Origin of the sequence: Chryseobacterium sp. WX, assembly GCF_029542485.1 — a bacterium.
Lineage (GTDB): Bacteria > Bacteroidota > Bacteroidia > Flavobacteriales > Weeksellaceae > Chryseobacterium > Chryseobacterium cucumeris.
This window is the reverse complement of the sequence record NZ_CP120710.1, coordinates 1310681-1329042: the sequence shown is the minus strand read 5'-3', so window position 1 is coordinate 1329042 and position 18362 is coordinate 1310681. Positions and strand designations below refer to the sequence as shown.

The window sequence follows — 18362 nt, the reverse complement described above, 5'->3', positions numbered from 1 at the left end:
TTGTTTGATGTGATTTAGGAAAAAGATTTGCATATGAAAACACAGAACAAATCAGACTCTAAGTCAAAAGTCCCTAAAGAAGGGGTGTTTCCGGAAATTATCCGGAACGATTATCAGGGAAGCCGGAAGCTGCATGGTAAAAAAGCGGTTATTTCCGGAGGAGACAGCGGCATAGGACAGGCGGTGGCCGTTCATTTTGCCAGGGAAGGAGCAGATGTCGCCATTATCTATAAAGAAAGTGACGATGATGCTAACGAAACCAAAAGACTGGTGGAAAAAGAAGGGCAGAAGTGTCTTCCGATCAAAGGAGATCTTACCCGGAAAGCATTCAGAACCAAATGCGCAGACAAGATTAAAACAGAGTGGAAGAATATTGATATTCTTGTTAATAATGCAGGAATTCATACCTCAAAAAGCAGTCTGGAAAAAATCTCTGATGAACAGATTCAGGAAACGTTTGATACCAATATCATTTCCATGATTTCATTCACCAGAAATTTTCTTCCTATGATACCAAAAGGAGGACGGATCATTTGTACAACCTCTGTTACAGCGTACCGCGGAAGTGATCACTTAATAGATTATGCGGCAACAAAAGGTGCTGTTTTGTCCTTTATCCGGTCTCTTGCCGATAATCTTGCCGAAAAGGAAATTCTCGTAAACGGAATTGCACCAGGACCTATATGGACTCCATTGGTGAAAGAAGCTTTTGATGACCTTTCCTCCTTTGGAAAAGACACTCCGCTGAAACGTGCGGGACAACCTTCTGAAGTAGCACCAGCTTATGTTTTTCTTGCCTCAAAGGATGCAAGTTATATTACAGGAGAAATTATTCATATCAATGGAGGTGATTTTGTCGGAGGATAGAATGAGAAGCTAGAAGTGGTTACAATAACACTCTTACTCTCTGACTATCAAACTCACCCACCAACGCAGTCACCTGCAACCTATTATCCATCACCTAATCCCTTAAAAAATATATGGAAAAATTATCATACGAAATAGAGATCAATGCTGAACCTGAAAAAGTATGGAGTGTCCTTTGGGGTGATATTACCTACAGACAATGGACAACAGCATTTACAGAAGGTTCTTTTTATGAAGGAACACTTGAAGAAAATAATATTGTCAAGTTTCTTGATCCGAAAAACAACGGAATGTACAGCAGAGTGGAAAAAATGATCCCCAACGAGGAAATAAAATTTTTGCACCTTGGAGAAATTTATGAAGGCATCGAAGTCCCTCAGGATTGGGGAGAGGCTACAGAAGCTTACTTTCTTGAAGAAAATGAAGAAGGAACTTTACTGAAAACAGAAATTCAGACACCGGCAGAATTTAAAGAATTTTTTGAAGAGAAGTTTCCAAAAGCGATGTCACTGGTTAAACATCTTTCAGAAAATCAGCTGTAAATAATTGAGTTAGAATTAAAGAAAAATCTGTGAGCTTTGAGATTGCTTCACTTTGCTCGTAGTGACCAATTAAAAAAAATGAAACAAATGGAAACCTTATCATACGAAACAGTAATTGATGCTCCCCTTCAGAAAGTCTGGGACATCCTCTGGAGTCCTGAAACATATAGTGAATGGACTAAGTATTTCGGTGCAGGATCTGTTATGAAATCAGACTGGAAGGTAGGTGGGAAAACTTATTTCCTGAATGCACAGGGAGAAGGAATGGTTTCAACCATAGACAGCATGGATGAACCTAACCAAATTGTATTCAAACATCTGGGAATGGTGGATAAAGAGGGAAATGAAGACACCCAGAGTAAAGAAGTCATGGAATGGAACGGAAGTTTTGAGAAATACTTTTTGATAGACTTTGGAGGAAAAACAAAACTTCATGCCGAAGTTCAGGTAGAAAAACAATGGCAGGATCATATGAATACAGGCTTTACAAAAGGATTAATGGTTGTGAAAAGTCTTGCGGAAGGAGTGAGCCTTGGTTCAGTTTGATGAAATTCAATGTTTAATGTTTAAGGTTTAGAGTTGGTTTCTTACCCTGAATACTAATATCTGCTACCTGCCACCTAATATCTACCACCTATAAATGAAATTACTCGTAATACTTTTCGCAACTTTTATTCTGGCTTTGCTGGGGACTTTTTTGTTTCAGGGGAAGCCGGATTTTATATTTTCAGGAAACCTGGGAATGGCTGTTTTTATCATATTTACAGGTTTCTCTCATTTTAAATTTCAAAAGGGAATGGCGATGATGATTCCTGATTTTATTCCTGCCCGAATGTTTTGGGTATATTTTACGGGAGTTCTGGAAATTGCAGCAGGAATTGGATTGATGATCCTGTCAATTCGTGAGATGACAGCAATTTTACTGATCATTTTTTATATACTGGTTTTTATAGCCAATATCAATTCTTCCAGGAATAAGATTAATATTTTTAAAGCCGATTACACCGGTCCGGGAATGAAATACCTTTACACGCAAAGGATTCCCATGCAGATTATTCTGATCGTCTGGACCTGGTATTTCGGAATTTATCTACACTAAAAAGACAGCCTTTACAGACTGTCTTTTTTATATAATTGAGATTTTTTTAATTAAATGATATAAAATTGTAACATTTTGTAACCTGAATGTGTCTTATTATATAAAATGCATTTGTTTTCTATTGTTTTAAAAATGAGTGCTTTCTATAACTTTAACCTTTAAAACAGAAGTTATGAACCTAAATCACAACATTTTCGGTACAGCCCTTATTGTACTATCCACCATTATGACCAACGCACAGAGTTCTACTGCCAAACTGCCTGGAGATCCTACTTTGCCATCTTCCAAGGCTAATCTTGAGAAACTGATTTCTTACGACAAAGGAAACTTTAAATACAAAGTCGAAGACTATTTTGCAAGACCTAAAGCTTCAGCATTTAAAATCTCTCCTGACGGGAAATATCTTTCCTATAAAGAAAAAGATCAGGAGAAAAAAAATCATGTCTATGTAAAGGACCTGAGTACAGGAAAAATTACCAAAGCTATTGTAGAAAAAGATGATCTGATAAGAAACTATGGCTGGCTGAACAAAAAACGCCTTTTCTATACACAAGATAGAGGTGGAAATGAAAATATCCACCTGTATGCTACCGATACAGACGGAGGAAATCAAAAGGATTTAACACCATTTGACGGAGTAAAAGTGCAGGCCATTATTCCTATAAAAGATACTGATTTTGTTGTGGTTACCATGAATAAAAACAACAAGCAGATCTTTGAGCCTTTTAAAATCAATTTCGTCACCGGGGAAATGACCCAGCTATATGAAAATAAAGACGTCAACAGCCCTATCGACGATTATCTTTTTGATAAAGACGGAAATCTGAGAGGTTATAGCGTCCTTGAAAACGGATTAACCACAAAAACCTATTATAAAGATCTGCAGACCGGAAAATTCAATCTGATCAAATCTGCAGACTGGTCTGATACCTTCAGTATTATAGAGTTTAATGAAAATTCTAAAAATAAAGATGAAGCGTATGTAGTAACCAATCTGGATAGCGATAAAGCGAGAATTGTACTGTATGATCTGAAGAAGAATACAGTGATTAAAGAGGTTTATTCCAATCCTGTCTATGATGTAAGCTCAATAAGCACGGCGGGTAAAAACAGAAACTATGAACTTGACTATATCAGCTATGAAGGAACCAAAGGAGAAACGGTTCCGGTAAGTAAATTTTATAAAGAAATACATGACAAATTAAAATCTCAGTTTGGAGACAAGGAATTTGGAATTGTTTCTTCTGATGATAATAATGATAAACTTTTGGTTGTTGTAGGAAGTGACAAGCTGTATGGAACTTATTATGAATACGATACCAAAACCAAGCAGACCAAACTTCTGTATAATCTGATGCCGCAGCTGAAGGAAGAAGACATGGCTGAAATGAGACCTATCGAATTTAAAAGCAGAGACGGATTGACAATCCATGGGTATATTACCCTACCTAAAGCGGCATTGGAAGGTAAAAAAGTTCCTTTGATCGTAAATCCTCACGGCGGTCCTCAGGGAATCAGAGACAGCTGGGGATTCAATCCGGAAACACAGTTGTTTGCAAGCCGTGGATATGCTACGCTTCAGGTTAACTTCAGAATCTCCGGCGGATATGGAAAATCATTCCAGAAAGCGGGTTACAAGCAAATTGGAAGAAAAGCAATGGATGATGTGGAAGACGGAGTAAAATACGCCATTGAACAGGGATGGGTAGATAAAGATAAAGTGGCCATTTACGGAGGAAGCCACGGTGGATATGCAACATTGATGGGATTGATCAAAACGCCGGATTTATATGCTTGTGGAGTGGATTATGTAGGTGTATCCAATATCTTTACTTTCTTTGATTCTTTCCCGGAATACTGGAAACCCTACAAAGAAATGGTAAAACAGATCTGGTATGATCTTGATAACCCTGAAGAAGCTAAAATTGCTAAAGAGGTATCTCCTGTGTTTCAGATTGATAAGATTAAGAAACCTTTATTCGTAGTACAGGGAGCTAATGACCCAAGGGTAAACATCAATGAATCTGATCAGATTGTAAAAGCGATGCGTGCCAAAGGATTTGAAGTTCCTTATCTTGTAAAATACGATGAAGGACACGGATTTGGAAAAGAGCCGAACAGAATTGAACTCTACAAATCAATGTTGGGATTCTTTGCTGAAAATTTTAATAAGTAAACTATTAATTAAATAGCATTTGAACGGAGGACTTAGGTCTTCCGTTTTTTTGTTATTATGACTAGGTGAGTGTTTAGATTCTAATGACAAATGAAGTTAGAAATTGAGAATGGATAAAAGGTCTTTATCATTCGTCAATTATCAATTATCACTCATCACCTTAGCCCCGATAGCAGCGGTTACCTCGGAACACGAGTGGGAGAGTCGGAGGGTAAGAGGGTGGGGTTGTTTAGCGTGAGGAGTATGAGCGGATAGCGGGAAAAAGCTTCTGAAAAATAAATTATGCCTAGGTTGTTGAAAAAAATTATGAAATAAAAACACGATGAATAAAAGAAAAATTGAATTGTAAGAAAAATATTTTAAATTTATTAAAGTAAAACTAAAAGGCTAACCGTCATATCAGTATGGAGGTTGTCGAAAAAATAACAATGCCACAGAAGGAGAAAGAAAGCATCATCTCACAGACCGTTTCCAACTACGGAGGGAAGCTGATGTCTTATATTCGTCCGAAAGTGAAAAACACGGAGGATGCGGAAGATATTCTGCAGGAAGTGTGGTATCAGTTCAGTAGCCTTACGAATCTTTCTGAGATCGTAAACGTTGGGGGCTGGCTGTACAGGGTGACGGCGAATAAGATCACAGACCGTTACCGGAAAAAGAAAACAGAAAATCTTGAAGATTTCGTATATGAAGATGAAGACGGCAGTTTTTCTATCAAGGATATCCTTTTGATGGATGAAAGTGCCGGTCCTGAAGTGAAGATGTTTCAGGATGAGATCTGGAAAAAACTGTTTGAAGCGCTTGATGAACTTCCCGAAAAACAAAGGCTGGTCTACGTAGAAAATGAACTGAACGACAAAACCCTCCAGGAGATCGCCGATGAACAGGGAGAAAACATCAAAACCATCATCAGTAGAAAAAACTATGCTGTGAAGCATTTAAGAAACAGATTGAGAAAATTATACGAAGATTTAAAAAGTTAGAAAAAGAAATTATGAATCATAAACACAAAAAGGGTTGGATCTTTTTATTGCTGTGCCCGCCATTAATTTTAGCTGCCGTTACATGGATTGTCATGATGCTTTGGAACTGCCTTCTTCCGGAGATTTTAGGAGCAAAAACAATTACTTTCTGGCAGGCCATGGGAATACTGATCTTAAGCAAAATTCTTTTCGGAGGTTTCCACTTTGGTAAAGGGGTGAGAGATTTCAAGGAAAGAAAGATGAGAGAAAAAATGGCAGGTTTATCTCCTGAGGAAAGAGAGAAATTTAAAGAAGTCTGGAGAAATAAATGCTCCGGTGGATTCTTCAACAGAAATAACGAATAATCTGAAATTTTTAAAGAAGTAGTAAAGTAAAAATCAGCATTCATTCGTCTCTATAAAAAACAAGAAGTAGTAAAATTTAAAATTTTGAAAAAATGAAAAATTCAGCATTAAAAGGGGCTCTTGGGGCATTAGCCGTTGCAGGTGTAGCCTTAATCGCTAAAAAAGCAATACAAAGAAAAAGATTTATCAAAGGTATTTTTGATGAGTACGGAATCAAAGAAAAGTCACCTTTCGGACTGGCAGATAAGATCAGGGAAATGAGTGATGAAGACTATCAGGAACTGAAAGGGAAATTCAAAAAAGAATTTCATTCAAGATGCTGCAAAAAGGATAATATGTGTGAAGCATAAGAAAAGTAAAAACTAAATTGAAATTGTTACATTCCGGCTCGGGAAGCGAAGCTTCCCGAGCCGGAATTTTTATATAAAATAGTCCCGGTAAAGGCTTTTTAACACTATATTTGTTTCTTTCTAATTAAAAGCTATTTCCGGTTATGATGAGGTTTACAAATGTTTTTATTGTCATACTTTCATTTTTTTCGATCATATTGTTTGGTCAAAAGTCACAACAAAAACAATATATTTTCTTTTTACATAATAAATTTTTGGAAGATCATTCTTTTGAGGAAAAACATCCGAAATATGGTGTTGCAGAATATGAGACAATACTCAATAAGCTAAAGGATAAAAATACGATTCTCATTTCTGAGAAAAGAAAAGCGAACACAGATCCGTCAGCGTATGCTGAAAAAGTAAAAAAGCAGATTGACAGCCTGATAAAAAAGGGAATTCCTGCCGGAAGGATTACCATTGTGGGAACTTCACAGGGAGGATATATTGCACAATATGTCTCTTATTACGAAAAGAATCCACAATTGAAATTTGTATTTATCGGAGCTAGTTTCAAAGATGATTCTCTGGAAAAAGATAAAAATTTCAGATTGTATGGAAGGATTCTTTCCATTACGGAGAAATCAGATGACGGACATGTGCCGATGTCGTATGAACAGCGGTTCGTCAGATCCCACCTAAAAGATTTTAAAGAAATAGAGCTTAATACGGGATTGAATCATGGCTTTCTTTTCAAAGCACTCAATGAGTGGATTGCTCCCACTAAGGATTGGATTTCCCGTAAGTAATTACGGTCGGTCTATTACCGTTCAGTTCTTATGATTGAAGTTACTACGAAATGATCTGGGTAATTTGCGGCATCTGTGGGAAATACCTTGAATATGAAGTTGAGATTCCTTGCTTTGCTCGGAATGACAAAGGGGCTGTTGAACTCATTCAATTCATGTATTTGTTGAGAAGTACAATTTTATCGGGGATAAAATCTTTGCGCCTTAAAAATATGGAGGTATCTGTAAAAAAACTCAGCGTCCTTGCGTTTTTCAACCAATAAATTATGAGAGATATTGAGATTTCTTCACCTTCAATCCACAATGACTTTTTGATCTATACTTCCAACAAAATTTTACCGTAAACATCAAACGCAAAGAAAAATAAATCCTTATTTTTGTATTGCTCAATGAAAGATTACTACTATTTTCTCGGTATATCACAGGATGCTTCAGAAGAAGACGTCAAAAAAGCCTATCGTAAACTGTCCTTAAAATATCATCCCGATAAAAATGCCAATGATGACTTTTTTGCGGACCGTTTCCGTGAGATTCAGGAGGCTTATGAAACCTTAAGTGATCGCGCACTGAGACGTACTTATGATCAGAATTTAGAAAACCATCAGCGAAGTTTCAGGTATAATATTCCGCCAGCCATCAAAACTTTTACAGCGAATAAAATTCATGCGAAAAAAGGAGAGGAGATTATCATCAACTGGCAGACGAGTAATGCCGATGTGGTGAAAGTTTTGCCTTTCGGATTAGAAAAGCCGTATGGAGAGAGGATCTTTAAGATCACAGAATTTAAAGACGGAAAATTCCAGCTTCTGCTTCATGCAACGAATTCTCTTTTGCACAAAACGGTTGTTCAGGGAATTACCATCACAGAAGTTTTTGAAAACGATTCTGAAAAGTTCAAAAGTTCGGTGGAAGAAATGTTTAAGCCGCAGCCTGCAACAAGAATAAACAAGTCGGGTCAGCCTAAGATAATGATGCTGATCTGGGGAATTATTATTCTGGTGGTTGCTATCTATATGCTGATCAAAAATTTCAGCTAGTTTATGCCATTTTCTTTCTTCCCGGGCATTTTTTACATCTTTTTCCCTTCTTGAATTTTTTACAGCATGATTTCTTTTCACAGAACATCTCTTCGTTATTGAATGAGTAAGGTGCCAATGGCGGAACTTTAAATGGGACAATCATATTCATGCTGCAAATATATTAATTTAGAATAAATATAATTAATAAAATTTCATAAAATTCTTACAACCTGATGAATAGCAGTTGAAAATTACTTTAAAAGAGTTTTAATGGTGGTAAATTTGAATGACAGACACTTTCAGTATAAGTATAAAAATAGATGTTGAATACATTATATTTTTAAAAAAAATCGTTTAATAGATTCAATAATAAGGGTGAGATTTATTGATTATATACACTAATTTAATACTACATAAAGAACTTAATTATATAGAAATCGATGGTTTTTCTTGTGTATTATGTATGGAATAATGGTTATTGTTGATGAAATTAATGTTAACCTTATCATAATTTACGAAATGCAAATTGTGAGAAATATCACAAATAGATGTGTGAATTATCACCTCCTTGGTACTCTTGTGAAATCATTCAAAAAATTGTAATTTTACCCATCTTTTTACAAACAAAATCTAATAAATAAAAATGAATACAGAACAGTTTGTGAGCCGTCACATTTCCCTTAATGAAGCCGATAAACAGGCGATGTTGGAAAAACTTGGCGTTTCTAGTATTGAAGAGTTAATTTCTCAGACCATCCCTTCTTCTATCCGTTTAGAGAAAGATCTTGAGATCTCGGAACCACTTTCTGAATACGAAATGTTGAACCACTCAAAGGAATTGGCATCTAAAAATACTGATTATACAAGTTATATCGGATTTGGATACCACAATACACTTTTACCTTCAGCAATCCAGAGAAATATTTTTGAAAACCCTAGCTGGTATACGGCATATACTCCATACCAGGCTGAAATTGCACAGGGAAGACTTGAAGCTCTTCTTAATTTCCAGACTGTAGTATGTGATCTTACTGGTTTTGCATTAGCCAATGCCTCTTTGTTGGATGAATCTACTGCTGCTGCTGAAGCAATGCACATGTTCTTCAACAACAGATCTAAAGACCAGAAAAAAGCAGGAGCTAATAAGTTCTTTATTTCTGACCTTGTGCTTCCTCAAACAGTTTCTGTATTAAAAACAAAAGCTGAAGGATTAGAAATCGAAATCGTAGTGGGAGATCATAAAACTCACCAGTTGGATGCTTCTTATTACGGTATTTTATTACAGTATCCTGGTAAAAACGGAATCGTTTTAGACTATACAGAAGATATTGTAGAATATAAAAAACTTGATCTTCAGGTAGCGGTTGCTTGTGATCCGATGGCTTTGGTTAAGCTAAAGTCTCCTGCAGAAATGGGTGCTGACTGTGCCGTAGGAACTACGCAGAGATTCGGTATTCCATTAGGATACGGAGGTCCTCACGCAGCTTTCTTTGCTTGTAGAGAAGAGTATAAAAGAGATATTCCTGGAAGAATCATCGGGGTTTCTCAGGATATGTATGGAAGACGTGCTTTAAGAATGGCATTACAGACAAGAGAGCAGCACATCAAAAGAGAGAAAGCTACTTCAAACATCTGTACAGCTCAGGTTCTTTTGGCAGTAATGGCCGGTATGTATGCTGTTTACCACGGACCAAAAGGATTAAACTATATCGCTGATCAGATTCACTTTAAAGCAAATGCTTTGAAAAATGGTCTTAAAGCATTAGGATATCAGGTAGTAGAAGAGCCAATATTCGATACTGTGAAAATCACTATGGCTGAAGATGAGAAAGCAAGATTGGTAAGACTGATGCTTGATCACAGATTAAACTTAAACTATTTCACAGAAGGAGTAGTAAGCATTGCGATCAACGAAAGTACAACATTAGAGAAATTAAACTATCTGATGGCTTCTTTCGCTCAGTTCAAAGACAAGCAGACTTTCAAATTAGAAATCAAAGAAGGATACAGTATTCCGGAAGAAAACTTAAGAAAAGACGAAATTCTTACAGAATCAGTATTCAACAAATACCATACGGAAACAGAATTGATGCGTTACATCAAGCGTCTTGAGAGAAAAGATTTATCATTGACTCATTCAATGATTTCTTTAGGATCTTGTACCATGAAACTTAACGCAGCCACTCAGATGTTACCACTTTCATGGGAAAACTGGGGCGCAATTCACCCATTCGTACCTGTAAACCAGGCTGAAGGATATCAGGAAATGATCCGTGAACTGGAGAAAGACTTAGCGGAAATTACAGGTTTTGCAGGAACTTCACTTCAGCCAAACTCCGGAGCACAAGGAGAATATGCAGGATTAATGGTGATCAGAGAATACCATATTTCAAGAGGAGACCACCACAGAAATGTAGTATTGATTCCTCAGTCTGCACACGGTACCAACCCGGCTTCTGCTGCAATGGCAGGAATGAAAATCGTAGTGGTGAAAAACCTTGAAAACGGAGAAATCGACTTCGAAGATCTTAAAGCTAAAACAGAACTTCATTCAGCGAATTTATCTGCTGTAATGATCACTTATCCTTCTACGTACGGATTCTTTGATGCTAATATTAAAGAAATTACGAACCTTATCCACGAGCACGGAGGACAAGTATATATGGATGGTGCAAACATGAACGCTCAGGTAGGATTTACAAGTCCTGGAAACATCGGAGCAGACGTTTGCCACCTTAACCTTCACAAAACTTTCGCAATTCCTCACGGAGGCGGAGGTCCTGGAGTAGGTCCAATCTGTGTTGCTAAACACTTAGTACCTTTCCTTCCTTCTAACGCGAACATCAGAATCGGTTCCAAAGAAGCTATTGAAGGTATTTCTGCTGCACCTTACGGTTCAGGATTAATCCTTAATATTTCTTACGCTTACATCAAGATGTTAGGAACAGAAGGTCTTAAAAAGGCTACAGGACATGCCATCATGAATGCTAACTACCTGAAAGAAATTTTAGCAGAGCATTTCCCAATCTTATATTCCAACGAAAACGGAAGAGTAGCTCACGAATGTATCGTAGACTTCCGTCAGTTCAAGTCTTTAGGAATTGAAGTAGCTGATGTGGCGAAGAGATTAATGGATTATGGTTTCCATGCTCCTACCGTTTCTTTCCCGGTTGCAGGTACATTAATGATTGAGCCTACAGAATCTGAAAGCAAGGCTGAAATTGATCGTTTTGCAGAAGCGTTGATCTCTATCAAAAAAGAAATCGATGAAATTGCAAACGGTGAAGCAGATGCTACCAACAACGTATTGAAAAACGCTCCTCACACAGAACAATTGGTAATCTCTGATTCTTGGGATAAACCATACAGCAGAGAAAAGGCAGCTTATCCATTAGAGTGGGTAAGAGACCACAAATTCTTCGCTTCTGTATCAAGAGTAGACGAAGCATACGGAGACAGAAACTTAGTATGTACTTGTGAGCCTATTGAAGCTTATATGTAATCTTAGTTTCTTAACTATAAAAAATCCCTTTCAGCAATGAGAGGGATTTTTGTTTTTATAGTCATTGCGAGCGTAGCGAAGCAATCTCAATTTTCTATTTCTCTCTATAATCTCCTTTTGGCTTAAAATGTCCTGTTTTTTGATCGTAAAGAAAAATATATTCTACAGGAATTTTTTTGTAAGGATTATCAACAGAATATTTGATTTTTCTGCCATCTATTGTTAGATTGTCATACCAGAATCCATCCGGTGTTCGCCTCTGGATCAATACAAGTTTTCCTGTGAAAGCAATATCATTAAATCCGTCATTATCGTAGTCTTTAATTTTTAATTGCAGCTCATACGGTTCATAAATTTTGTTGTCTTCATGAGCATCATATGTTCTGACGTTACCCCTATAGATATCTTCTAAAGAGTCTGCTGTTATTTTGTAAATTTCATGACCTCCGTTTCCATGTGCTGTGACCGAGGTTGCCAGTAAGTATGGATTTTGTTTTGGGAAAATAGAAACAAATTCATACCGTTCTGCTGATAAAATTTTAACAAGCTTCCCTTCTTGTGTTAATAAGAGTTGATTTTTCCAGGGATATTCAGAATTTGGTCCTGTCTTCCAGTCGTATTCAACAAAGTAATACTCCTGATCTGAACCATTGATTTTCACCTTTTTGAATACCGTTATCTTTTCACCTTTTTGCTGAACAGGACTTTCATGAACATGGAGATCAAAAGCTTGCTGAAGATTTTTGATAAATTTTGAAGAGTCTTTAATTAAAGGATAATCCACAAGATATTCAAGCGGGATAGACATTGTAAGGTTGGGATTCTCTTTGTCTGTCTGTTGAACATTTTCTTTTTTGTGAGTACAGTTCAAAATGAGCAAAGGTAAAAGTGCTGACAGGAATGTTCTTTTCATTAGGGTTATTAGTTACGAAAGAGGAATTTTTTGAAATTTATTATATTTTAATGAAATGCCAGTCATTTAATTAAAATTTTTAAAACAAAATCACCTCCCAAAAATCGAGAGGTGTCTTAGTATTTAAATTCCGGTTTGTTATCTTCGTTTAAAGCTATAAGCAAGCAAAATAGCTACGCCCATAGTAACGCAGGTTATAATTGAAATGGTTTCAATGGAAATTCCACTTTTCATCTGTGTGTTTTCTTTTTCACATGAAAAAAAGAATAATAATGTCATGAACAGACATACCGATAGTAATTTTTTATCCATAAATGTATTTGTTTGATTACGAAATATTTACAGCAAAAAGTATACCGAATTTGTAGACTAAGGAATGGGTTTATTGACTTGTCCTTATAGTTAATACCTGGGATTAATGAGTAACAAAGGTTTTTCTTATTACTAGCCCTTCGACAGGCTCAGGGGGACAACCGAATACCTACCGAAATTTTTAAGCGTTGTCAGGCTGAGCCTGTCGAAGCCGGTATTTTACTAAAGAGATAGGTTTTTACTGCTTAATTTTCGGTTAAATTTTGGAAACGTTATCTATTACCAAAATATAATGACAATAATGTATAATGATACCGGCAATGAAAAGAAGAGAAGCTATTAGTATCTCAGTAGTCAGGTGATTTAGGATAAAATGCAGGATCAGGAAAAGTACAGCGGAATAGATCAGGGAAAATACTATAGAATAAAATGCTTTTGTTTTGTAGGTAAGAATTCTTGTATTTTCGTTGTAGTAGAAGTATTCTTTGCCAGGTTAGAAAACTAATGGGGATTTGTTGGCAAAATCAAGTTTAAACATTTGTTTTCACCTATGATGGTGCCGTCAGCAGGAACAATATCAGTTAAGCCCCTTTCTGTGATTGAATGACATACTGCATCAGTGACATTTTTAAACGTTTTGCTATCTTTTATTTCTCTCTCAAAAGTATAAGTAAATGGGAACATATAGTTGTAAGCTTAGTTATTTGTTTTTCCTTCATCCCAATAATAACTGTCCGGGTAGATTCTCGCTCCAAAAACGGCAGTTCCCACCCGTACAATGGTGGCGCCTTCTTCAATGGCTGTTTCCAGATCGCCGCTCATTCCCATAGAAAGTTCCTTCATTTCTACGTTGGGGATATTTTCGGTGATGATGTCCTGCTGAAGATTTTTCAGGATTTTAAAGCATGCTCTTACTTTCTCAGTTTCAGCACTGAATAAGCCGATGGTCATCAATCCCTTTATCTTTAAAGTAGAGTAGTTGGAAATCTTTCGGGTAAGTTCAATAGCCTGATCAGGATTAACTCCAAATTTGCTTTCTTCATTGGATGTATTCACCTGAATTAAAACATCCATCGTTCTGTTTTCAGTCAAAAGTCTTTGATGAAGTTTTTCAGCAAGTTCCAGTCGATCCAGAGACTGGACGCAGGTAACATCGTATTTCAGAATATCTTTGATTTTATTGGTCTGAAGATGGCCGATAAAATGATTTTCATGGGGAATGTCTTTCAGGTCTTCATATTTCTCCTTCAATTCCTGTACCTTGTTTTCTGCGATTAATTCCTGTCCGTTCTCCAAAGCAATTTTGATACGGTCTGCAGAAACAGTTTTCGTAGCCAGTAATAATCTGACTTCATTACTGTTTCTTCCGGATTGCTCACAAGACTTTCTTATTCTTTCATTGATCAAAGTGAGATTGTGGAGGATATCTTCTTTCATGATGAGATGGTTTCTTTGGCTTCCAGTTTTTTAATTAAAGCAGCTTTCACGGCTGTTAAAGCATAATCTTTAGCTTCAGCAAAAGAAATAGCGTATTTTCTTTCAATCGTTCTCAAGTCTTCCGGAAACTGTGCTAATAATTGATTGTAATACGAATCCAGAATTTCAGCGGAAGGCATTTCATAATTAATTTTTAGCTGGAAACGTCTTAGAAGGGCGGTGTCAATAATCTCAGGATGATTGGTGGCACAGATTAAAAGCGCATTTTCAGGATAATAATCAATCAGCTGAATCAAAGTATTAACCAATCTTCTCATTTCGCCCACATCTTTATCATCGCTGCCCCTTGCTTTCCCGATCTGATCCAGTTCATCAAGGAATAATACCGATCTTTCTCTGGCGGCTTTATCAAAAATCATTTTAATATTCTGTGACGTTTCTCCAATGCGAGACGAAACAATATTACTAAGATTTAAAATAATAATATTTTTTCCAAGGGCATTGGCAATGGCCTTGGCTGTCATTGTTTTTCCACATCCGGAACTTCCTTCAAGTAAAATCTTATGGTTAACCGGCAAGCCATACTCCTGGAGCTCTTTAACGTAATTATGCTCTTTAATGAGCTGTACTAGCTGTTCTCTGTTGTTGGCATTAAGAAATACTTCGTTAAGATTTACCTGTTCTTTATCTTGAATAATAAGGTTGTACAGATTCATGATGATTAATGATTATTGAATAAACAAAGATAAAGCTTTATTGAATGTTAAAAAGAATCCTGAAAAATAATAAATAACTGGTCCACCGGATACTGAATGATAAATGATGCTGGTATTAGCAACAATTTGTGAAAGTCTGTGAGATCTGTGGGAAAAAGACTATATAAAAAAGAAAAGCTGGACTTGCGACCGGCTTTTCTCATTTGGATATTAAAATTTGTTATGAAACTAAGATCTTTCTGCTTATGTTTTTGGGCCCTTTTACCCGATGGTAAAAGAGCAATCCGATCTCTCAGACTAAAAACATAAAACAATATAATTAGTATAGATATTCTATAGGCTTGTTTTATTTTAAGATTAGTTTCTTTCTCTTCTTACTGTCATAAAATATGAAGTGATTACTACTAAACCTGTTACGATACCGATATAAGTTACCATTTTGTATTATTTTTAATTATTTGACTTTTTTTTATCAATCTTTCAATTGCAATATTACTACTTTCAAATCATGTGCCAAAGTAAAATACTATGATGTTTATCAGTGTATTACGGGGTTTTGTGTTCATGTATTAGTGAATTTTTGTTTACAATAAATTAATGTATTATTTGAAATTTATTAATACTTTTATTGTTCTATCTGTAAAATTATGTGAATGTGTTAACCGTTTATTGACTTCTATATTGGAGTTGATAAAACAAATAATAAATAATGCTTAGCATAATATTGTTTTAAAGTGTAATTTTTGAACTTTAATTTTTCACCTCAAACAGATTTTTATGTTAATAAAATTTATTCTTTGCTCTGATTTTTATACTGGAATTTTTGTCAGCTGTCACATTTCATGTCATAGAGAAATATTATTTTATGCCAGAAATGAAAATAAATTTGTCTGATGACCGATTTATTTCAGATCAATAAAGCCCACATCATAAAAATAAATGGGCTTGAAAATAAGATGATTAATGATATTTAGGCTCCCATGAAAATTATGGATGTTTCGAAAGAGCAGACCTTTCATGGATGAGATAAACATTTCTTGTCCTGCGAATAGAGAGAGGTGAGAGAATTCTCTTTTTGAATTCCCAGGAGGCTTTTACTACTTTTGCAGAAAGAATGAATTTATGGGACACAGTTATATTTTTCTTGCACTGGCAATTGTATTTGAGATTATTGCCACGACTTTTCTGAAAAAGTCTGAGGAATTTTCTAAACTCTGGCCATCAGTAGTGACAGTTGTTGGTTATGCCTGTGCATTTTATTTTTTGAGTCTTACCCTTCGCCGCATCCCCGTAGGAATTACCTACGCCATCTGGTCCGGAGTAGGTATTATTTTTATAACGATGATTGGAGTGATAGCATTCAAGCAGGTTCCAGATCTGCCTGCTATTATCGGGATTGCCCTGATTGTAATTGGAGTGATTATTATTAATGTGTTCTCAAAGATGGGAACTCATTAAAAAATAATTTCCTGATGCTTCTGCTTCTGTTTCCAGTGCTGGGATCTTGTTTTGTATAAAAAGAACTTTCCCAGTTTATATTTGAATTTTAAATATCCTCTGAACTCAATGCCGTTAAATAATGTAAAAGGAATGGTCGGATTTTCCTTTAATGATTCCCTTATTCCTTTACTGAATACGGTAGGACCTGTAGTAGCATGGATATTATGTGGATAGCGGTGAGTGTCTATGTTATCAATCATCAATTCTAATGTCTTCTTAAGAAAAGGATGGTTTTTATTGAAAATAAGAGCCCATTGAACATACAGGTTTTCGTGTCTTTCTACACTGATCACAGCTTCATCATCTTCCTGAATAAGTTTTTCAAACGGTTTGATAGTGCTGCTGTCTATATCCAGGTATATTCCTCCTTTTTTATATAAAATAGCATACCTGAAGAAATCTGCTTTTGCCGCTCCAATAGTCAGTTTACGGTAGCTTTTAATATATTCTGGAGGAAATTCTTCGGTGATAAACTTCTCTATATCCTGGTCATCATAGAAAAAATAGCGGTATTCCGGATTTTTCCTTTTCATATTCCAGATGTGATACCTTGTAATCAAAGGAAGTTTTTTAGTTATAAAAGTCTGAAATATTTGTTTGGGTACTGCCATTTTCTTTTTTTAAAGTATATTCTTATGTAAAAACCGGAATCATTTTTTCATCAGCAATGTGTAGCAGTAATAAGATTTTTCCTGAAATAGAGAGTTACCTATCTTTGAAATAGCTTATGCTTAGCTGGAGATTTGATTCTATTTTAGACGAATGGTTAAATAATGTGGAGAATAATTTTAATTTTTTTTTAATCTCTCGATGGAGGAAGTTCAGGAATAAGGTGTGATATTGTAAAATCGGATGGTATTTTAAATTTATTTTGCCCTCGGTCTTTCAAAAGGGTTATAAGAAATTCCAATATTGAAATAGAGTGAAGGTTTCGTTCCTGATCGAAGTATAACGGTAGCTCAATGCAGTACTCAAAAACCAGCCTCCGGCAAATCCTGACCTTGTAACTGTGAAGAAAAAGAAGATGGGGTTATCAAAGTCAAAGTATATTCAATACTGAAGTTCCGTGACTGCGGGATTTTATCCGCAAAGAATGCACGGACCTTCAAAGGGAATACTATCCTTTTTTGAGCATAAATAATGTTTTTAAAAGGAAGAATTGCCAGGGGAACAATTACTCTTCTCAATGTTTTCATCGGTAGTTTATTTTAAAGGCTGAATAATAGATTGGAAAAAGCTGAAGGTAAAAATTCTTTCATAGAAGATATCCAGACTGTTTTCAATAATGGCATCCGTATAGCACGCAGTATCCTGAACAAAGGTTTCCTCTACAAAAACAAACCAGAGTTCTGATAATCCGTATCTTCTTCTAAACTCTTCAGAGGCATTGCTGTCAGGTACAGCAGAATGTTTAAGGTCACAAAACAGAATACCTTTTTTCTCTCCTTCATGTTCTACAATATTAATAGAATGGTGGAGGTAGCTGAGAATTTTCATTTCCGAATCAAAACATTCTATAAAATGATGCAGATCAATGAGCTGTATTACTTTTTCTTCCTGTTGAGATTCTGTCATAAAAAAGCACTCTAGAGATATTTCCTGAGTGAGTTCTTGAAAGACTGTTAATTCCATATGTGTCATTTTACGGTACAAAGGAATAGAGAAAAGAAGTGTGTAAATTTGTTTTTATACAAAATGGCTGGTATTTTATACAAAATCCCCGAGCGTGATAATTGGTATAATAAAATACAGGTTTTGTATAATAAAATAGTTGTAATTTACGTTATTGACTATTTTTGTTAATCATAAAATGA

The 18362-nt window shown here is 35.8% G+C and carries 19 protein-coding genes; 12 read left to right on the top strand and 7 right to left on the bottom strand.

Annotated features, from left to right (window positions below; translation table 11 throughout):
* Window positions 1–33: 33 nt before the first annotated feature.
* The 10 genes from PZ898_RS06005 (at window position 34) to PZ898_RS05960 (ending at window position 8186) form a co-directional block, all read left to right on the top strand.
* Window positions 34–867: an SDR family oxidoreductase gene (locus PZ898_RS06005; RefSeq protein WP_277695030.1), complete on the top strand. Its 834-nt coding sequence runs from the start codon at window positions 34–36 to the stop codon at window positions 865–867.
* A 113-nt stretch (window positions 868–980) separates the two neighbouring features.
* Window positions 981–1409, top strand: coding sequence for a hypothetical protein (locus PZ898_RS06000; RefSeq protein ID WP_062675262.1), 429 nt, complete (start codon window positions 981–983; stop codon window positions 1407–1409).
* Window positions 1410–1496: 87 nt separating this feature from the next.
* The gene (locus PZ898_RS05995) at window positions 1497–1955 is read left to right on the top strand and encodes an SRPBCC domain-containing protein (protein ID WP_062675261.1); all 459 of its coding nucleotides are present in this window, start codon (window positions 1497–1499) and stop codon (window positions 1953–1955) included.
* 94 nt (window positions 1956–2049) lie between these two features.
* Window positions 2050–2508 carry a hypothetical protein gene (locus PZ898_RS05990; RefSeq protein WP_062675260.1) on the top strand — a complete coding sequence of 153 codons (459 nt, stop codon included), beginning with the start codon at window positions 2050–2052 and terminating at the stop codon, window positions 2506–2508.
* A 172-nt stretch (window positions 2509–2680) separates the two neighbouring features.
* The gene (locus PZ898_RS05985) at window positions 2681–4684 is read left to right on the top strand and encodes a S9 family peptidase (protein ID WP_277695029.1); all 2004 of its coding nucleotides are present in this window, start codon (window positions 2681–2683) and stop codon (window positions 4682–4684) included.
* Window positions 4685–5088: 404 nt separating this feature from the next.
* A complete protein-coding gene (locus PZ898_RS05980; RefSeq protein ID WP_034697053.1) occupies window positions 5089–5667 on the top strand; it encodes a sigma-70 family RNA polymerase sigma factor in 579 nt (192 codons plus the stop codon).
* 11 nt (window positions 5668–5678) lie between these two features.
* Window positions 5679–6011 carry a hypothetical protein gene (locus PZ898_RS05975; RefSeq protein ID WP_047433535.1) on the top strand — a complete coding sequence of 111 codons (333 nt, stop codon included), beginning with the start codon at window positions 5679–5681 and terminating at the stop codon, window positions 6009–6011.
* A gap of 92 nt (window positions 6012–6103) precedes the next feature.
* Window positions 6104–6361 (top strand): hypothetical protein, encoded by a 258-nt coding sequence (locus tag PZ898_RS05970; RefSeq protein WP_062675259.1) that lies wholly within the window; start codon window positions 6104–6106, stop codon window positions 6359–6361.
* Window positions 6362–6615: 254 nt separating this feature from the next.
* Window positions 6616–7149, top strand: coding sequence for an alpha/beta hydrolase (locus PZ898_RS05965; RefSeq protein WP_277695028.1), 534 nt, complete (start codon window positions 6616–6618; stop codon window positions 7147–7149).
* 389 nt (window positions 7150–7538) lie between these two features.
* Entirely contained in the window at window positions 7539–8186 is a 648-nt protein-coding gene (locus PZ898_RS05960; protein WP_277695027.1) for a DnaJ domain-containing protein, read from the top strand.
* A 1-nt stretch (window position 8187) separates the two neighbouring features.
* Here PZ898_RS05960 and PZ898_RS05955 read toward each other — a convergent pair whose 3' ends face one another.
* On the bottom strand, window positions 8188–8337 hold the full coding sequence (locus PZ898_RS05955) for a hypothetical protein (RefSeq protein WP_164723264.1): 150 nt from the start codon (window positions 8335–8337) through the stop codon (window positions 8188–8190).
* Window positions 8338–8811: 474 nt separating this feature from the next.
* Here PZ898_RS05955 and gcvP point away from each other — a divergent pair, with 474 nt between their 5' ends.
* A complete protein-coding gene (gene gcvP, locus PZ898_RS05950) occupies window positions 8812–11670 on the top strand; it encodes an aminomethyl-transferring glycine dehydrogenase (RefSeq protein ID WP_062675256.1) in 2859 nt (952 codons plus the stop codon).
* Window positions 11671–11764: 94 nt separating this feature from the next.
* On the opposite strand, the gene PZ898_RS05945 is transcribed toward gcvP, so the two are convergent.
* From PZ898_RS05945 to PZ898_RS05935, 3 genes are all read right to left on the bottom strand, one after another.
* The gene (locus PZ898_RS05945; protein ID WP_277695026.1) at window positions 11765–12583 is read right to left on the bottom strand and encodes a hypothetical protein; all 819 of its coding nucleotides are present in this window, start codon (window positions 12581–12583) and stop codon (window positions 11765–11767) included.
* A 1008-nt stretch (window positions 12584–13591) separates the two neighbouring features.
* The gene (locus PZ898_RS05940; protein WP_277695025.1) at window positions 13592–14332 is read right to left on the bottom strand and encodes a YggS family pyridoxal phosphate-dependent enzyme; all 741 of its coding nucleotides are present in this window, start codon (window positions 14330–14332) and stop codon (window positions 13592–13594) included.
* Window positions 14329–15048, bottom strand: coding sequence for an ATP-binding protein (locus PZ898_RS05935; RefSeq protein ID WP_120231575.1), 720 nt, complete (start codon window positions 15046–15048; stop codon window positions 14329–14331). Before PZ898_RS05935 ends, PZ898_RS05940 begins: the two co-directional genes overlap by 4 nt.
* A 1122-nt stretch (window positions 15049–16170) precedes the next feature.
* Between PZ898_RS05935 and PZ898_RS05930 the strand changes: the two genes are divergently transcribed.
* The gene (locus PZ898_RS05930) at window positions 16171–16506 is read left to right on the top strand and encodes an SMR family transporter (protein WP_277695024.1); all 336 of its coding nucleotides are present in this window, start codon (window positions 16171–16173) and stop codon (window positions 16504–16506) included.
* On the opposite strand, the gene PZ898_RS05925 is transcribed toward PZ898_RS05930, so the two are convergent.
* The 3 genes from PZ898_RS05925 to PZ898_RS05915 form a co-directional block, all read right to left on the bottom strand.
* The gene (locus PZ898_RS05925) at window positions 16503–17159 is read right to left on the bottom strand and encodes a glycosyltransferase (protein WP_062675250.1); all 657 of its coding nucleotides are present in this window, start codon (window positions 17157–17159) and stop codon (window positions 16503–16505) included. The two genes, PZ898_RS05930 and PZ898_RS05925, sit on opposite strands and share 4 nt — an antisense overlap.
* A 360-nt stretch (window positions 17160–17519) precedes the next feature.
* Window positions 17520–17744, bottom strand: coding sequence for a hypothetical protein (locus PZ898_RS05920; RefSeq protein ID WP_277695023.1), 225 nt, complete (start codon window positions 17742–17744; stop codon window positions 17520–17522).
* 7 nt (window positions 17745–17751) lie between these two features.
* On the bottom strand, window positions 17752–18180 hold the full coding sequence (locus PZ898_RS05915) for a hypothetical protein (protein ID WP_062675248.1): 429 nt from the start codon (window positions 18178–18180) through the stop codon (window positions 17752–17754).
* Window positions 18181–18362: the final 182 nt, after the last annotated feature.

What these genes read in the sequence shown, in the direction of transcription:
- PZ898_RS05990 (WP_062675260.1), top strand. Translation starts at nt 2,050, where the DNA reads ATGAAATTACTCGTAATACTTTTCGCAACTTTTATTCTGGCTTTGCTG.
- PZ898_RS05940 (WP_277695025.1), bottom strand. Translation starts at nt 14,332, where the DNA reads ATGAAAGAAGATATCCTCCACAATCTCACTTTGATCAATGAAAGAATA.
- gcvP (WP_062675256.1), top strand. Translation starts at nt 8,812, where the DNA reads ATGAATACAGAACAGTTTGTGAGCCGTCACATTTCCCTTAATGAAGCC.
- PZ898_RS05955 (WP_164723264.1), bottom strand. Translation starts at nt 8,337, where the DNA reads ATGAATATGATTGTCCCATTTAAAGTTCCGCCATTGGCACCTTACTCA.
- PZ898_RS05975 (WP_047433535.1), top strand. Translation starts at nt 5,679, where the DNA reads ATGAATCATAAACACAAAAAGGGTTGGATCTTTTTATTGCTGTGCCCG.
- PZ898_RS05935 (WP_120231575.1), bottom strand. Translation starts at nt 15,048, where the DNA reads ATGAATCTGTACAACCTTATTATTCAAGATAAAGAACAGGTAAATCTT.
- PZ898_RS05960 (WP_277695027.1), top strand. Translation starts at nt 7,539, where the DNA reads ATGAAAGATTACTACTATTTTCTCGGTATATCACAGGATGCTTCAGAA.
- PZ898_RS05925 (WP_062675250.1), bottom strand. Translation starts at nt 17,159, where the DNA reads ATGGCAGTACCCAAACAAATATTTCAGACTTTTATAACTAAAAAACTT.
- PZ898_RS05920 (WP_277695023.1), bottom strand. Translation starts at nt 17,744, where the DNA reads ATGAAAACATTGAGAAGAGTAATTGTTCCCCTGGCAATTCTTCCTTTT.
- PZ898_RS05995 (WP_062675261.1), top strand. Translation starts at nt 1,497, where the DNA reads ATGGAAACCTTATCATACGAAACAGTAATTGATGCTCCCCTTCAGAAA.
- PZ898_RS05930 (WP_277695024.1), top strand. Translation starts at nt 16,171, where the DNA reads ATGGGACACAGTTATATTTTTCTTGCACTGGCAATTGTATTTGAGATT.
- PZ898_RS06005 (WP_277695030.1), top strand. Translation starts at nt 34, where the DNA reads ATGAAAACACAGAACAAATCAGACTCTAAGTCAAAAGTCCCTAAAGAA.
- PZ898_RS05985 (WP_277695029.1), top strand. Translation starts at nt 2,681, where the DNA reads ATGAACCTAAATCACAACATTTTCGGTACAGCCCTTATTGTACTATCC.
- PZ898_RS05970 (WP_062675259.1), top strand. Translation starts at nt 6,104, where the DNA reads ATGAAAAATTCAGCATTAAAAGGGGCTCTTGGGGCATTAGCCGTTGCA.
- PZ898_RS05945 (WP_277695026.1), bottom strand. Translation starts at nt 12,583, where the DNA reads ATGAAAAGAACATTCCTGTCAGCACTTTTACCTTTGCTCATTTTGAAC.
- PZ898_RS05980 (WP_034697053.1), top strand. Translation starts at nt 5,089, where the DNA reads ATGGAGGTTGTCGAAAAAATAACAATGCCACAGAAGGAGAAAGAAAGC.
- PZ898_RS05915 (WP_062675248.1), bottom strand. Translation starts at nt 18,180, where the DNA reads ATGGAATTAACAGTCTTTCAAGAACTCACTCAGGAAATATCTCTAGAG.
- PZ898_RS06000 (WP_062675262.1), top strand. Translation starts at nt 981, where the DNA reads ATGGAAAAATTATCATACGAAATAGAGATCAATGCTGAACCTGAAAAA.